Source organism: Bradyrhizobium sp. WBAH42, assembly GCF_024585265.1.
Lineage (GTDB): Bacteria > Pseudomonadota > Alphaproteobacteria > Rhizobiales > Xanthobacteraceae > Bradyrhizobium.
Genome location: NZ_CP036533.1, coordinates 3831188 through 3846424, shown reverse-complemented (window position 1 = coordinate 3846424; position 15237 = coordinate 3831188). Strand labels below are relative to the sequence as shown.

Genomic DNA, 15237 nt, shown 5'->3' with positions numbered 1-15237 from the left:
AGCAACACAGGAGTGTGCCGGCGTGAGGAATTCACGATGTGGCTGTTTTTCCTGGTTGCCTGGGTCGCCCTGCTCGCCGTCATCGCAGTCTTTGCCCAGCAGGCGTTCGGTTACGACATCGCCCACCTGCCCGCCCGGTTCGCGGGCCTGTCCGTGCCGCAGCGCATCGCCACGGGCGCCATCCCGGTCCTTGCCCTGGCCCTGATCGCCGGCTCCGCCTGGCAGCTCTCGCGGCAGGACCGCAGCCTGAAGACGCTCCGCGACCGCCTCAGGAGGACCCGCGAGGATGTCGTGGTCGCCCACGCCCTGCAAAACCACCTCGATGCCACCGTCCAGCATTTGGTCGAGAGCGATCCCCGGGAAGCGGTTTCCGCCCTCCACGACAAGCTGGGCGAGACAGAGCGGCGCGCCCTGCTCCAGCAAGGCCGCAACGAATCCACCGACATGCACGATCAGCTCGCCGAGATCCGCCGCCGCCAGCAGGAGCTGCGCGAGATGGTCGGCAAGGTCGCCGAGCAGCGCCGTGCGGTCGAGCCCGTCTTTACCGAGATCCGCGACCGCCAGAACCAGCTCGAACGCGCCCTGCACGACCTTGAGACGGACGACCGCAAGAACAACCTCGCCGACCGGCTCAAGGACATCGCACGCGACGTCTCGGGGCTGCTGACACGGGTGAGCGGGGTCCAGGAGACGTTTGCCACCCTGAACCGGTACAGGGAGGATCTGGCGAAATCTCACGCGGAGCTGGCGCCGCTGCGGTCGGCGGAGGCCGGCATCAACGCCCTGATCGGCGAGCTCAGCCTCAGCCATGACGGCCTCGCCAAGAGCATCGACGGGCTCGAGACCGGCGGCGAGGCGCCGCTTTCCACCCGCGTGGAGACGCTGTCGAAGAACAAGATCGAGATCGAGCAGCGCCTCGCCAGCATCGACGACAATTTCAACGTCTTGAAAGGCATCCGGCTCGATTTCGAGGAGCTCAGCCTGCGCCAGGCCCAACTCGAGCGCGCGCTCGCCGATGTCGAGACAGATGTGGACGGCAAGACGCTGGCCGACCGCCAGAACGCGCTGAACGATTTCGTGCTCCAGTCGCGCCAACGCCTTGGCGCGCTGCAGGAGACGCTGGCGACGCTGAACGCCTTCAAGGCCGAGCTGTCGAAGTCGCAGGCCGACCTCATCCCGCTCAAGGCGCCGGTGTTCGGCATCGAGGCCATGATCGCCGAGGTCGGCGCCACCCGCGATCTCCTGGAAAGAACCGTCGGCGAGATCGAGGCGAGCGCCGGCGTGACGCTGACCTCCCGCGTCGACATGCTGACCAAGAGCAAGCGCGAAGTCGAAGACCGCCTCGCCCGCGTCTTCGAGAATTTCAACGCGCTCGATGCACTTCGCAAGGACATCGGCGGCATCTTCGCGACGATCAGGAACAGCCTGAACCGGATCGGGTGACGCTTTCGTAGGCCGCAGCGTCGACCCGCCCCCCGGAAACATCCAGACACATCACATCTCCGCGCGCCCGATCAATGCCGCCAACATGTCCCGTGTGCGCCGCAACTTGGACGCATTCGGTCGCCCTTTTGGGAGGCGTGTCTGGGGGCACGGCATGACCGTGTTTGGACCAAACCTTCTAGGGGTATCGCTGTGAAGAAGATTGTATTTGCTCTGGGTGCCACGCTTGCTCTTGCGACGGCCGCGAACGCCGCGGATCTGCCGCGCCGCCAGCCCGTGCCGGTCTACCCGGCCGAGCAAGCACCGATCGGCAAGATGCCAATTGGCAAGAGCCCGGTTGGAAAGGCCCCGATCGGCAAGGCGCCGGGCCCGGTCGCGGCGCGCTACTGACGCGCGGCGAAGTCCGCGCGAGACATTTGCGGCCGATGGTCGAGGGGGAATAACGTGACGAACAAAGCTGGTCGATCGGGATCCTGCATCCTCGCGGGCTTCGCGCTTGCGGCTATGCTCTCGTGCACGACGCCCTCGGCCTCGGCTCACGAAGCCGACAGGCGCGTTGCCGATGCGAACGCGCTTGCTACGACCGACGCCGCCGCGCGGCCTCAGCCGCAATCGACGCGGCGCTCCGTCGCGCGTGCGGAGAGAGGCCCCTACTATGTCGACTTCCGCGCCCGCACGGCCGCGAGCTGGGGCCATGCCTTCGTCTGGTACGGCAAGACCAGCGAGAAGGCCGTCGAGGTTGCGGGCTTGACGCCGGCCGGCGACACGCTCGCCTACGTGCTCGGTCACATCACCTTTGTGCCATCCGAGACGGGTGCCAGCTACGGCGATCTCGATCCGGAATATCTGACCGCGAGCTATCGGGTCTACCTGAACGAAGCCGACGCCAAGCGTGTGTTCGCCTACATCAAGGAGTTGCAGGCCAGCTCTCCGGTCTGGAACGCCGAGACCGTGAACTGCACCGGCTTCATCGGCGACATCGCGGAGTTCATGGGATTGAAGGTGCCCCATCGCTGGCAACGCCCGGAAAACTTCGTCAACAGCCTCAAGGAAATCAACGGCGGGCGCCAGATGGTGCGGTTGTCGGCGAAGTAGCTCCTCGCCCCATACTCGGTGTCATTGCCCGCGTAGGCGGGCAATCCAGTATTCCAGAGACCGCGAGGCTAGAGCCGAGACACCGCGGCGTACTGGATGCCCCGGTCAAGCCGGGGCATGACGACGGTGTCTTGAGCAAAGGCTTGTGCAGACAGCAGCGCACGCCAATTGTCCGCCCTGCGGAATCTCCTCGCCTTCCGCATGGTCGCCCCGCCCGGCGGCGCAATAGACTTTTCCCACCCCCGGCGGCATCCTCGCCGCCAGTCAATGGATAACAGAGCGCCACGCCGGGCGAGGGGGAAACAGATCATGTTGCAGACACGGTTCACCAGGCTCGTCGGCGTCCAGCACCCGATCGTTCAGGGCGGCATGCAATGGGTCGGACGGGCCGAGCTGGTGGCGGCGGTCGCCAATGCCGGCGCGCTCGGCTTCATCACGGCGCTGACCCAGCCGACGCCGGAGGACCTGACCAAGGAGATCGCGCGCTGCCGCGACCTGACCGACAAGCCGTTCGGCGTCAACCTCACCATCCTGCCGGCGATCAAGCCGCCGCCCTATGCCGAGTACCGCGCCGCGATCATCGAGAGCGGCATCACGGTGGTCGAGACCGCCGGCAACAAGCCGCAGGAGCACGTCGACGAGTTCAGGAAGCACGGCGTCAAGGTCGTGCACAAATGCACCAGCGTCCGTCACGCCCTCTCGGCCGAGCGGATGGGCGTCGACGCCATCTCGATCGACGGCTTCGAATGCGCCGGCCATCCCGGCGAGGACGACACGCCCGGCCTGATCCTGATCCCGGCGGCCGCCAACAAGATCAAGATCCCGATGATCGCCTCGGGCGGCTTCGCAGATGCCCGCGGCCTCGTCGCGGCGCTGGCGCTGGGAGCCGAGGGCATCAACATGGGCACCCGCTTCATGGCCACCAGGGAGAGCCCGATCCACCAGTCCATCAAGGAGAAGATCGTCGCCAATGACGAGCGCGAGACCGAGCTGATCTTCCGCACCATGCGCAACACCTCGCGCGTGGCCAAGAACGCCGTCTCGACCAAGGTCGTCGCGATGGAGAAGGAAGGCGCCAAGTTCGAGGATATCCGCGAGCTGGTTGCCGGCGCCCGCGGCAAGATGGTCTATGCCACCGGCAATTCCGACGAAGGCATCTGGTCAGCCGGCCAGGTCCAGGGCCTGATCCAGGACATCCCGAGCTGTGCCGAGCTGGTCTCCCGCATCGTGCGCGAGGCGGAGGCGATCATTCGCAGCCGGCTGGAGGGGATGATCGTTCAGCCACAACGCGAAGCAGCGGAATAATCACTGCAACACGTGAGAGCATTGCATGAAAGCCTACGTCTACGGCCCTGAAGGCGCGAGGATTTCCGACGTCGCTCAACCGAAGCCGAAGGGCACGCAGGTGCTCGTCCGAGTCCGCACCTGTGGCCTCAACCGCGCCGACACCGGCATGCGCAAGGGCCACGCCCATGGCGCGGCCGGCGGCGTCGGCACCGTGCTCGGCATGGAATGGGCCGGCGAGGTTGCCGAGCTCGGGCCCGATGCGAAGGGTGTCAAAGTCGGTGACCGCATCATGGGCTCGGGCGGCGCGGCCTTCGCCGAGTATACGCTGGCCGATCACGGCCGGCTGTTCCATGCGCCCTCGAACATGAATTTCGAGGAGGCCGCCACCCTCCCCGTCGCGCTCGCGACCATGCACAACGCCGTCGTCACCGTTGGCGGCGTGCAGGCAGGACAGAGCGTGCTGATCCAAGGTGCGAGCTCCGGCGTCGGCCTGATGGCGATGCAGATTGCCAGGCTCAAAGGCGCAAAACTCGTGATCGGCTCGTCCACCGACGCCACTCGCCGCGGCCGGCTGAAGGAATATGGCGCCGACCTCGCCGTCGACAGCTCCGATCCGAAATGGGTGGACGAGGTGCTGAAGGCGACGAACGGCGAAGGCGTCGACCTCATCGTCGACCAGGTCTCGGGCAAGGTCGCCAATCAGAACCTCGCCGCAACCAAGGTGAAGGGTCGCATCGTCAATGTCGGCCGGCTCGGCGGCACCCACGCCGACTTCAATTTCGACCTGCACGCGGCCCGCCGCATCGACTATGTCGGCGTCACCTTCCGCACCCGCACGATCGAGGAGGTCCGCGAGATCTTTGCCGAGGTCCGCAAGGACATCTGGGGCGCGGTGGAATCGCGCAAGCTGCAACTGCCGATCGACAAGGTGTTCGCGTTCGACGACATCGACCAGGCGTTCGCGCACATGGAGGCGAACAAGCATCTGGGGAAGATCGTGGTGACGGTGCCGTAACCGTCGATCCAGTCTCGGTTTCGTAGGGTGGGCAAAGGCGCAGAGCGCCGTGCCCACCGCTCTTTCCGGATTATTGCGCAAGGTGGGCACGCTGCGCTTCGCCCACCCTACCAGACCGGGCGCTCGTGGCAGGGAGCCACCATTCAATTCAGAAGCATTCGCAATAGCTTCGCTCCTGCAACTCACTCGCGACTACAGCTGTGGATCGGCGCTTGATGTTCAGCCATGGGCTGCTAAATCCCCGCCATGACCTCCCAGCACAACAAGACCTCGGTCGCGGCCATCTCGATCTTCGCCAGCGGCGGCATGGCGGCGGCCAAATTCGTGGTCGGGATCGCGATCGGCTCGCTGGCGCTGATCTCCGAGGCCCTGCATTCCTCGATCGACCTGGTTGCGACCATCATCACCTGGGCGGTGGTGCGGGTCTCCGACAAGCCCGCCGACGAGGAGCACCATTACGGCCACGGCAAGCTGGAAAGCGTCTCCGCGCTCGGGGTCACGGCCCTGCTCTACGTGCTCGCGGGCGGCATCCTGGTCGAGGCCTATAGCCGGCTGCGCGAGGGAACCCCGCCGCCGACCATCTCGGCCGTGCCGTTCGTGGTGCTGGTGATCGACATCGTCGTCAATCTCTGGCGCGCCCGCGCCCTGCACCGCGCCGCGCGCGAGACCCGGAGCCAGGCACTGGCGGCGGACGCGCTGCATTTCGCCTCCGACGTGATGGGCTCCTGCGCCGTGATCGTGGGCCTGATCCTGGCCGGGCTCGGCTTCTGGTGGGGCGACGCCGCGGCTGCCGCAGCGGTTGCCGTGATGATCGCAGCGCTCGGCCTGCGCATGGCCGGCTCGACCGTGCAGACGCTGGTCGATCGCGCGCCCGAAGGCGCGCAGGAGAAGGCCACAGCCGCGATCCGCGGCGTGCCTGGTGTGATCGACGTCGAACGCTTGCGCGTGCGCATGGTCGGAGCGACCACGTTCATCGACACCATCGCGAAGGTGCCGCGAACCTATCCGATCGACCGCGTCGAGGACATCAAGCGCAACGCGCAGGCCGCCGTCGCCAAGGCTTTCGGCGATGCCGACCTCACCTTCGCCGCAGTGCCCGTCGCGCGCGACAACGAAACCGTGCGCGACCGCATCATGGTGATCGCGCGCAATTCCGCCCTCGCCGTCCACCACGTCACGGTGCACGATCTGGGCGCCAAGCTGATCGTCAGCATCGACCTCGAGGTCGATGCCGACATGGCACTCGAGGCCGCCCACGACGTCGCCAACACGCTGGAGCGCAACATCCAGGAGGAGTTCGGCGAGGACGTCGAGGTCGACGTTCACATCGAGCCCTTGGAACCGGAACTGCCGTTCGGCGTCGATGCCGCGCCCGAGAGGGTGCAGACCATCGCCGCCGCGCTGGCCGAGTTCGCCGGCGAAGGCGAGATCCACGACATCCACAATGTGCGGGTCCGCAACACCGACGCCGGCGAGATCGTCAACTTCCACTGCCGCGCGGCACCGTCGATGAGCGTGATCAAGGTGCACGAGCATGTCGACGCGATCGAGCGCGCGCTGCGGCGCGCGTTCCCGAGCGTGAAGCGCGTCATCAGCCACGCCGAGCCGCCGCGTGCGTGACGAAGAATGCGCGGCGAGTCACACGTTCTCGTTTCGGACTCCTCGCGTCCGTGAGTTTGCGGACGCGCGATGCACAAACTGCGCGTTGGATAAGAATAATTTCGCGTTAACGATTCGTTGACTCTCGACAGCCCGCGAAAACTGGATTCAAATCGGTGTGATTCGGAAGCGATGTGGGGCTGCTTCCGGACTTCAGTTGCAAGCTGGTTTTCAGGGGGCCGAAGGCATGTCGCGCGCAGACGCCGCGAGCGCGTGCGTCCAATCCGATTCGATCAAAGGATTGGCGCAATCGATCGCGAAACCTGCCTATCACCGGCTCCTGATCGCGGAGCCGGCGCTGCGCCGCGCCGTGCCGACGCTCATCATCGCCTTCCTGATCACGATCTGCCTCGGCGCGTTCGTGCAGGTGGTCGATCAGACGCGCCAGAAGCGACTGGTGGTCCGCCACGACATTTCGGCGCTCGCCGACCTGCTCGCCGAGCGCATCGACCGCCTCACCTCGGTTCGTCAGGAGCGGCTCAGGAACATCGAGAGCCTGCCGACGCTGCTGCCCGATCTCATTCCGTCCTGGGCCACGGCCTCCGGCCGCCACGTCATCGTCACCTCCGCCGGCATCGACCGCCGCATCCTCGCCCGCATCCCGGCCGACAGCGACCCCTCGGGCAACGACCGCCTGCTCGATGCGATCACCACCGCGCAGCTGATCGCGGCGCCGCCGCGTGACGGCAATATCGCCGACATGACGCTGCCGAGCGGCAACGCGGCGATGGCGACCTCGCGGCAGATCAAGTCATTGCCCGGCTTCGTCACCGTGATCCAGGAGCGCAACGAGCCGATCTGGGGCTCGGACGCCGCGCTCTCGGTGACGCTGTCGGCGACCACGGGCTTCGTCGTCCTGATCCTCGGCTTCGCCTTCCACTGGCAGTCGACCCGCGCCCGCGAAGGCGATCTCATCAACGACGCCGTGCGCGGCCGCATCGACACCGCGCTCAACCGCGGCCGCTGCGGGCTGTGGGACTGGGACCTGTCGCGCGGCCGGATCTTCTGGTCGCAGTCGATGTTCTCGATGCTCGGCCTCGACGGCCGTCACGAGCTCCTCACCTTCGGCGAGGTCAACGCGCTGGTGAAGTCCGACGACATCGACCTGTTCGAGATTGCCGACCAGCTCATCTCCGAGAAGATCGACCACATCGACCAGACCTTCCGCATGCAGCATGTCGACGGCCACTGGATCTGGCTCCGCGTCCGCTGCGAGAAGACCCGCGGCGCCACGGATTCCAGCGTGCACCTGATCGGAATCGCGGTCGACATCACCGAGCAGAAGAGCCTTGCCGAAAAGACCGTGGAAGCCGATCTTCGCCTGCGCGACGCGATCGAGACCATTCCGGAGGCCTTTGTGCTGTGGGATGCGAGCGACCGCCTGGTGCTCTGCAACTCGCACTTCCAGCGCCTGCACAAGCTGCCGGACACCGCCGTCATCCCCGGCACCTCCTACGAGACCGTGCTCGAGGTCGGCCGCATGCCGGAGGTGCGCACCCGCCACAACGAGACTGCGGCCCAAGGCCCGGGCGCACGTACCTTCGAGGCGCAGCTCGACGACGGCAGCTGGCTGCACATCAGCGAGCGCCGCACCAAGGATGGCGGCTACGTCTCGGTCGGCACCGACATCACCCGCATCAAGGAGCACGAGCAGAAGCTGGTCGACAACGATCTGCGCCTGCGCGCCACCGTCATCGACCTCAAGCGCTCGCAGGCCGCGCTGGAGCGCCAGGCGGTCGAACTCGCCGACCTCGCCGAGAAATATCAGCGCGAGAAGACCCGCGCCGAGGAAGCCAACCAGACCAAGTCGAAATTCCTCGCCAATATGAGCCACGAGCTGCGCACGCCGCTCAATGCCATCATCGGCTTCTCCGAGATCATGGGCTCGGGCATGTTCGGCGAGCTCGGCAGCGAGAAGTACCAGGAATACTGCCAGGACATCCTGACCAGCGGCCATTATCTGCTCGAGGTCATCAACGACATCCTCGACATGTCCAAGATCGAGGCCGGCCGCATGAAGCTCGACATGGAAGAGCTCGACCTCGCGCAGACGCTGGCCGAATCCTTGCGGGTCGTCACCGGCCGCGCACAGGACAAGCACCTGAAGCTGGATGCCGACATCGCAAAATCCATCTCGGTCGTCGCCGACCGACGCGCCACCAAGCAGATCATCGTCAACCTGCTCTCCAACGCCGTGAAGTTCACGCCCGACGGCGGACGCGTCGTGGTGCGCAGCCGGCAGCTCGACGACAGGATCGTGCTGATGATCGCCGACACCGGCATCGGCATCGCGCCGCATTCGCTGGCGCGGCTCGGGCGTCCCTTCGAGCAGGTCGAGAGCCAGCTCACCAAGACCTATCACGGCTCGGGCCTCGGCCTTGCCATCGCCCGCTCGCTGGCGCAGCTCCATGGCGGCTCGATGCGCCTGCGCTCGAAGATCGACGTCGGCACCGTCGTGCGCGTGACCCTGCCGCGCGATGCGATCAAGGCCGCGTCGGGGATATCGGCTGCGGCGTAGCGCACGGCGGGAAGCTCGCCTGCGGCCATCCTTCGAGACGCCCGCCTCCGGCGGGCCCTCAGGATGAGGGCGGAATACGTGGCAGCAGTTTCAACGAACACCGATACAACGGAGCCTCATCCTGAGGAGCCCGCGAAGCGGGCGTCTCGAAGGACGAGGCGCTTGCTCAGGCCCTCCCGCCTAGCCCCTACAATTGCAGCGTCGGCGCGACTTCCCGCGCGACGTTGACCAGCGCTGCGATCAGCGGCGTCATGGGATCGCGCTGCGGGACCACCATGCCGATGCTGTAATTGACCTCGGGATCGACGATCGGAATCGACCGCACGGTGTCGGACAGACCGAGCGTCTCGGCGAGCTTCGCCGGCATCACGCTCGCCCAGCGCCCGGTCTTGACGTGCGTGAACAGCACCAGCAGCGAGTTCGACGTCAGCGTCGGTGTCGCCTCCGCACCGACCGATCGCAGCGCGCGATCGATGATGCGGCGGTTCTGCATGTCGGGCGTCAAGAGGCACAGCGGCACCTGCCCGACCTCGGTCCAGGTCACCGTCTCGCGGTCGCCGAACATCGCATCCGGCGCGGTGAGCAGGCGATAGCTCTCGTTGTAGAGCGGGATGGTGCGCACCTTGCCGATCGGCTCGTTCTCGATATAGGTCAGCCCCGCATCGACCTCGAGATTTTCGAGCAGCCCCAGCACCTCGGACGAGGTGGTGGACTGGATGCGGAAGCGCACCTCGGGATGCTTGGCGCGGAACGGCGTCGTCAGCGCGGCGACCATGCCGAGCACGGTCGGGATCGCCGCGATGCGGATCTCGCCGGAGAGCTGATGCTTCAGCCCGTTGATCTCGTCGCGCATCGCGCGGGCATCGCCGACGATCCGCCGCGCCCAGTCGAGCGCCCGCTCGCCTTCAGGGGTAAATCCCTGAAAGCGCGAGCCGCGCTGGACCAGCATCACGCCGAGAATTTCCTCGAGCTGTTTGAGCCCGGTCGACATCGTCGGTTGCGTTACGCCGCAGGCTTCGGCCGCGCGTCCGAAATGTCGCTCCTTGGCCAACGCCAGCAATAGCTCAAGCTTGTCAATCAACCGGTCGTCCCCTCGAATTCCATCGTGGCATGCAAGTTAGCACGCCGGGCCTGCATCAACACGTAAAAACCGGCAGCCGATCCAACTTTCATTACCAATCCGTTTCAATCAATTGCGGTTGCAAATCGATCGGGATCCGCAATCGCAGCACGGGACAGCTTTATTGATCTGCGAATGATTCCAACTAGTTTGCGGCGAAGGAAACGCTCTGGTTGAGAACGAAGAATGACAGCGGTTTATGAGCCTTGGAACGAGACGCGCGGCGCCGAGATCGTCGCCGAACATGCCGGCCAGGAGGGCGCAACGCTCGTCATCCTGCACGCGCTTCAGGAGGCGTTCGGCCATGTGCCGGAGGCGGCGATTCCAATGGTGGCGCAAGCGCTCAACCTGTCGCGCGCCGAGGTGCATGGCGTGTTCACCTTCTATCATGACTTCCGACACAAGCCGGCCGGCCGTCATGTTCTGAAGCTGTGCCGCGCCGAGGCCTGCCAGGCTGCCGGCGGCGATGCGCTGGCTGCGCGGGCCGAGGCGAAGCTTGGCGTGTCGCTCGGCAACACCACGGCCGACGATCGCGTCACGCTGGAACCGATCTACTGCCTTGGCCTCTGCGCGACCGCGCCGTCCGCGATGCTCGACGGCCGCCTGATCGGCCGGCTCGACCAGAAGCGCCTCGATGCACTGGTTGCGGAGGCGCAGCGATGAGCATGCGTGTCTACGTCTCACGTGACGCCGGCGCCGTCGCCGTCGGTGCCGACGAGGTCGCCCTGGCGCTGGAGCAGGCCGCCGCCAAGCATGGCGTTGCCGTCGAGATCGTCAGGACCGGCTCGCGCGGAATGTACTGGCTGGAGCCGCTGGTCGAGGTCGCAACGCCGCAGGGACGCATCGCCTTCGGCCCCGTCACCGCGGCCGACGTGCCCTCGCTGCTCGACGCGCTCGCCCGCAACACGCCGCATCTGTTGCGGCTAGGGGCCACCGACGAGATCCCCTGGCTGAAGCGCCAGACCCGCCTCACCTTCGCCCGTTGCGGCGTGATCGATCCGCGCTCGCTCGACGACTACAGCGCCCATGGCGGCTACAAGGGCCTCGCGCGGGCTCTGTCGCTTGGCTCGGATGCGGTCCTCACCGAAGTCACCGCATCGGGCCTGCGCGGTCGCGGCGGCGCGGGCTTTCCGACCGGCATCAAATGGAAGACCGTCGCGCAGGCCAAGGCCGACCGCAAGTTCATCGTCTGCAACGCCGACGAAGGCGACAGCGGCACTTTCGCCGACCGCATGATCATGGAAGGTGATCCCTTCCTGGTGATCGAGGGCATGACCATCGCCGGCCTCACTGTCGGCGCGACCAAGGGCTACATCTACATTCGCAGCGAATATCCGCACGCCGTGGAAGCGATGAACGCCGCCATTCTGGTTGCGAAGCGCGGCGGCTATCTCGGCGACAAGATCGGCGGCTCGAAGCAAACCTTCGATCTCGAAGTCCGCGTGGGCGCCGGCGCCTATGTCTGCGGCGAGGAGACCTCGCTGCTGGAGAGCCTCGAAGGCCGCCGCGGCATCGTGCGTGCAAAACCGCCGCTGCCGGCGCATCACGGCCTGTTCGGCAAGCCGACCGTGATCAACAACGTGCTGTCGTTCGCCGCGATCCCCTTCATCCTCGCCGAGGGCGCCAAGGCCTATGCCGATGTCGGCATGGGCCGCTCACGCGGCACGATGCCGATCCAGCTCGCCGGCAACATCCGCTACGGCGGGCTGTTCGAGACGGCATTCGGCGTGACGCTCGGCGAGCTCGTCGACGACATCGGCGGCGGCACCTTCACCGGCCGTCCGGTCCGCGCGGTGCAGGTCGGCGGTCCGCTCGGCGCTTATTTTCCCCGTGCGCTGTTCGACACGCCGTTCGACTACGAGGCCTTTGCCGCACGCGACGGGTTGATCGGCCATGGCGGCATCGTCGTGTTCGACGACAGCGTCGACATGCGCAGGCAGGCGCGCTTCGCCATGGAGTTCTGCGCCGTCGAATCCTGCGGCAAGTGCACGCCGTGCCGGATCGGCTCGACCCGCGGCGTCGAGACCATTCAGAAGATCATCAACGGCGAGCACGTGAACGAAAACATCGCGCTGGTCGAGGACCTCTGCAACACCATGAAATTCGGCTCGCTCTGTGCACTCGGTGGCTTCACGCCCTACCCCGTGCTCAGCGCACTGAAGCACTTCCGGGAGGATTTCGCGCCCATCCCGACCATGCTTCAAGCCGCGGAATAGGAGAACGACAATGTCTCTGATCGAAGAAATCGACTACGGCACGCCGCGCTCCAAATCCACGACGATGGTGACGCTGACCATCGACGGCAGAGAGGTCACGGTGCCCGAGGGCACGTCGATCATGCGCGCGGCGATGGATGCCGGCCACCAGATCCCGAAGCTGTGCGCAACCGACATGGTCGACGCGTTCGGCTCCTGCCGGCTCTGCCTCGTCGAGATCGAGGGCCGCGCCGGCACGCCGGCCTCCTGCACCACGCCCGTGATGCCCGGCCTCGTCGTGCGCACCCAGACCGAGCGGCTCAAGCAGCTGCGCAAGGGGGTGATGGAGCTCTACATCTCCGACCATCCGCTCGACTGCCTCACCTGCGGCGCGAATGGCGATTGCGAGTTGCAGGACATGGCCGGCGCCGTGGGCCTGCGCGACGTGCGCTACGGCTATGAGGGCGAGAACCACGTTTTCGCCAAATCGCACGGTTGCGACAACGACCACTGGATGCCGAAGGACGAGTCCAACCCGTACTTCACCTACGATCCCTCCAAGTGCATCGTCTGCTCGCGTTGCGTCCGCGCCTGCGAGGAGGTGCAAGGCACCTTCGCGCTGACGATCTCCGGACGCGGCTTCGACAGCCGCGTCTCGCCCGGCATGAGTGAAAGTTTTCTGGGCTCCGAATGCGTTTCCTGCGGCGCCTGCGTGCAGGCCTGCCCGACCGCGACGCTGACGGAAAAGTCCGTGATCGAGATCGGCCAGCCCGAGCACTCCGTGGTTACCACCTGCGCCTATTGCGGCGTCGGCTGCGCCTTCAAAGCCGAGATGCGCGGCGAGGAAGTTGTGCGCATGGTGCCCTACAAGGACGGCAAGGCCAATCGCGGCCATTCCTGCGTCAAGGGCCGCTTCGCCTGGGGCTACACCAACCACAAGGAACGCATTCTTAAACCCATGATCCGCGAGCGGATCGAGGATCCCTGGCGCGAAGTGTCCTGGGACGAGGCGTTCTCGTTTGCCGCCGCCAAGATGCGCGGCATCCAGCAGAAGTACGGCCGCGACGCCATCGGCGGCATCACCTCCTCCCGCTGCACCAATGAAGAAACCTATCTGGTGCAGAAGCTGATCCGCGCCGGCTTCGGCAACAACAATGTCGATACCTGCGCCCGCGTCTGCCACTCCCCCACCGGCTATGGCCTGGCCACCACCTTCGGTACCTCCGCCGGCACGCAGGATTTCGACTCGGTCGAGGACACCGATGTCGTCGTCGTGATCGGCGCCAATCCGGCCTCCGCCCATCCGGTGTTCGCCTCGCGCCTGAAGAAGCGGTTGCGCCAGGGGGCCAAGCTGATCGTGATCGATCCGCGCCGCACCGAGATGGTGGAATCGCCGCATGTGAAGGCGCTGCACCTGCCCCTGATGCCCGGCACCAACGTCGCAGTCATGACCGCGTTGGCGCATGTCATCGTCACCGAAGGGCTCGTCAACGAAGCCTTCGTTCGCGAGCGCTGCGACTGGAGCGAGTTCGAGGAATGGGCCACCTTCGTCGCCCAGCCGAACAACAGCCCCGAAGCCACCGCCATCCTCACCGGCGTCAATCCGAAAGACCTGCGGGAAGCTGCCCGCATCTACGCCACCGGCGGCAACGGCGCGATCTATTACGGCCTCGGCGTCACCGAGCACAGCCAAGGCTCGACCACGGTGATCGCGATCGCGAACCTTGCGATGGTCACAGGCAATATCGGCCGTCCCGGCGTCGGCGTGAACCCGCTGCGCGGCCAGAACAACGTGCAGGGCTCCTGCGACATGGGCTCGTTCCCGCACGAGTTGCCCGGCTATCGCCACGTCTCGGGCGATGCCGTGCGCGACCAGTTCGAGGCGCTGTGGAAGGTCAAGCTCAACCCCGAGCCAGGCCTGCGCATCCCCAACATGTTCGATGCCGCGGTCGAAGGCACCTTCATGGGGATCTACGTTCAGGGCGAGGACATCCTACAGTCCGATCCCAACACCAGCCACGTGGTCGCGGCGCTGTCGGCGATGGAATGCGTCATCGTCCACGACCTCTTCCTGAACGAGACCGCGAACTACGCTCACGTCTTCCTGCCCGGCTCGAGCTTCCTCGAGAAGGACGGCACCTTCACCAACGCCGAGCGCCGCATCCAGCGGGTCCGCAAGGTGATGACGCCGAAGAACGGCCTGGCCGATTGGGAGGTCACCATCGGCCTTGCCAAGGCGATGGGCTTCGAGATGAACTACAGCCACCCTTCCGAGATCATGGACGAGATCGCGGCGCTGACGCCGACCTTCGCCGGCGTCTCCTATGCCAAGCTCGATGAGCTCGGCTCGGTGCAATGGCCCTGCAACGACAAGGCGCCCGAGGGCACGCCGGTGATGCATATCGACGGCTTCGTCCGCGGCAAGGGCAAGTTCGTCGTCACCGAATATGTCGCGACCGACGAGCGAACCGGCCCGCGCTATCCGCTGTTGCTCACCACGGGCCGCATCCTCAGCCAGTACAATGTCGGCGCGCAGACAAGGCGCACCGAGAACGTGGTCTGGCACGCCGAGGACCGCCTTGAAATCCACCCGCATGATGCCGAGCAGCGCGGCGTGCGCGACGGCGACTGGGTGCGGCTGAAGAGCCGCGCCGGCGAGACCACGCTGCGCGCGGAAATCACCGACCGCGTCGCGCCGGGCGTCGTCTACACCACCTTCCACCATCCGGACACGCAGGCCAACGTCATCACCACCGACTATTCGGACTGGGCAACCAACTGCCCCGAATACAAGGTCACGGCAGTGCAGGTCTCGCCCTCGAACGGCCCGTCCGACTGGCAGAAGGCCTATGATGCACAGGCGCGCCAATCCCGCCGCATCGTACCGGCCGAAGCCGCGGAGTAA

11 protein-coding genes are annotated in these 15237 nt (G+C 66.0%); 10 read left to right on the top strand and 1 reads right to left on the bottom strand.

Annotated features, from left to right (window positions below):
* Positions 1-36 precede the first annotated feature (36 nt).
* The 7 genes from DCG74_RS17875 to DCG74_RS17845 all read left to right on the top strand — a co-directional run bounded on the left by DCG74_RS17875 (position 37) and on the right by DCG74_RS17845 (position 9017).
* The gene (locus DCG74_RS17875; RefSeq protein ID WP_172784262.1) at positions 37-1443 is read left to right on the top strand and encodes a hypothetical protein; all 1407 of its coding nucleotides are present in this window, start codon (positions 37-39) and stop codon (positions 1441-1443) included.
* A 192-nt stretch (positions 1444-1635) separates the two neighbouring features.
* Positions 1636-1833 (top strand): hypothetical protein, encoded by a 198-nt coding sequence (locus DCG74_RS17870; RefSeq protein WP_210268228.1) that lies wholly within the window; start codon positions 1636-1638, stop codon positions 1831-1833.
* Between the two features lie 54 nt (positions 1834-1887).
* A complete protein-coding gene (locus tag DCG74_RS17865) occupies positions 1888-2538 on the top strand; it encodes a hypothetical protein (protein ID WP_172784261.1) in 651 nt (216 codons plus the stop codon).
* Between the two features lie 309 nt (positions 2539-2847).
* Positions 2848-3843 carry a nitronate monooxygenase family protein gene (locus DCG74_RS17860; RefSeq protein ID WP_172784260.1) on the top strand — a complete coding sequence of 332 codons (996 nt, stop codon included), beginning with the start codon at positions 2848-2850 and terminating at the stop codon, positions 3841-3843.
* Between the two features lie 25 nt (positions 3844-3868).
* Complete coding sequence (locus tag DCG74_RS17855; protein WP_172784259.1) at positions 3869-4840, top strand: zinc-binding dehydrogenase; 972 nt, start codon at positions 3869-3871, stop codon at positions 4838-4840.
* 246 nt (positions 4841-5086) lie between these two features.
* Positions 5087-6460: a cation-efflux pump gene (locus DCG74_RS17850; RefSeq protein ID WP_172784258.1), complete on the top strand. Its 1374-nt coding sequence runs from the start codon at positions 5087-5089 to the stop codon at positions 6458-6460.
* Positions 6461-6686: 226 nt separating this feature from the next.
* Positions 6687-9017, top strand: coding sequence for a PAS domain-containing sensor histidine kinase (locus DCG74_RS17845; protein WP_172784257.1), 2331 nt, complete (start codon positions 6687-6689; stop codon positions 9015-9017).
* A 187-nt stretch (positions 9018-9204) separates the two neighbouring features.
* Here the strand turns inward: DCG74_RS17845 and DCG74_RS17840 are convergent, their stop codons facing one another.
* Positions 9205-10098, bottom strand: a complete 894-nt coding sequence (locus DCG74_RS17840) for a LysR family transcriptional regulator (protein WP_172784256.1) — start codon at positions 10096-10098, stop codon at positions 9205-9207.
* A 225-nt stretch (positions 10099-10323) separates the two neighbouring features.
* Between DCG74_RS17840 and DCG74_RS17835 the strand changes: the two genes are divergently transcribed.
* From DCG74_RS17835 to fdhF, 3 genes are read left to right on the top strand one after another with little or no spacing between them, the layout of a single operon-like run.
* Positions 10324-10800 carry a formate dehydrogenase subunit gamma gene (locus DCG74_RS17835; protein WP_172784255.1) on the top strand — a complete coding sequence of 159 codons (477 nt, stop codon included), beginning with the start codon at positions 10324-10326 and terminating at the stop codon, positions 10798-10800.
* A complete protein-coding gene (locus DCG74_RS17830) occupies positions 10797-12353 on the top strand; it encodes an NADH-quinone oxidoreductase subunit NuoF (protein WP_172784254.1) in 1557 nt (518 codons plus the stop codon). Before DCG74_RS17835 ends, DCG74_RS17830 begins: the two co-directional genes overlap by 4 nt.
* A 10-nt stretch (positions 12354-12363) precedes the next feature.
* Positions 12364-15237: a formate dehydrogenase subunit alpha gene (fdhF, locus tag DCG74_RS17825; protein WP_172784253.1), complete on the top strand. Its 2874-nt coding sequence runs from the start codon at positions 12364-12366 to the stop codon at positions 15235-15237.

Excerpts from the sequence above, each read along its gene's own strand:
- DCG74_RS17875 (WP_172784262.1), top strand. The coding sequence starts at position 37 with ATGTGGCTGTTTTTCCTGGTTGCCTGGGTCGCCCTGCTCGCCGTCATC.
- DCG74_RS17860 (WP_172784260.1), top strand. The coding sequence starts at position 2,848 with ATGTTGCAGACACGGTTCACCAGGCTCGTCGGCGTCCAGCACCCGATC.
- DCG74_RS17855 (WP_172784259.1), top strand. The coding sequence starts at position 3,869 with ATGAAAGCCTACGTCTACGGCCCTGAAGGCGCGAGGATTTCCGACGTC.
- DCG74_RS17850 (WP_172784258.1), top strand. The coding sequence starts at position 5,087 with ATGACCTCCCAGCACAACAAGACCTCGGTCGCGGCCATCTCGATCTTC.
- DCG74_RS17845 (WP_172784257.1), top strand. The coding sequence starts at position 6,687 with ATGTCGCGCGCAGACGCCGCGAGCGCGTGCGTCCAATCCGATTCGATC.
- DCG74_RS17835 (WP_172784255.1), top strand. The coding sequence starts at position 10,324 with ATGACAGCGGTTTATGAGCCTTGGAACGAGACGCGCGGCGCCGAGATC.
- DCG74_RS17830 (WP_172784254.1), top strand. The coding sequence starts at position 10,797 with ATGAGCATGCGTGTCTACGTCTCACGTGACGCCGGCGCCGTCGCCGTC.
- fdhF (WP_172784253.1), top strand. The coding sequence starts at position 12,364 with ATGTCTCTGATCGAAGAAATCGACTACGGCACGCCGCGCTCCAAATCC.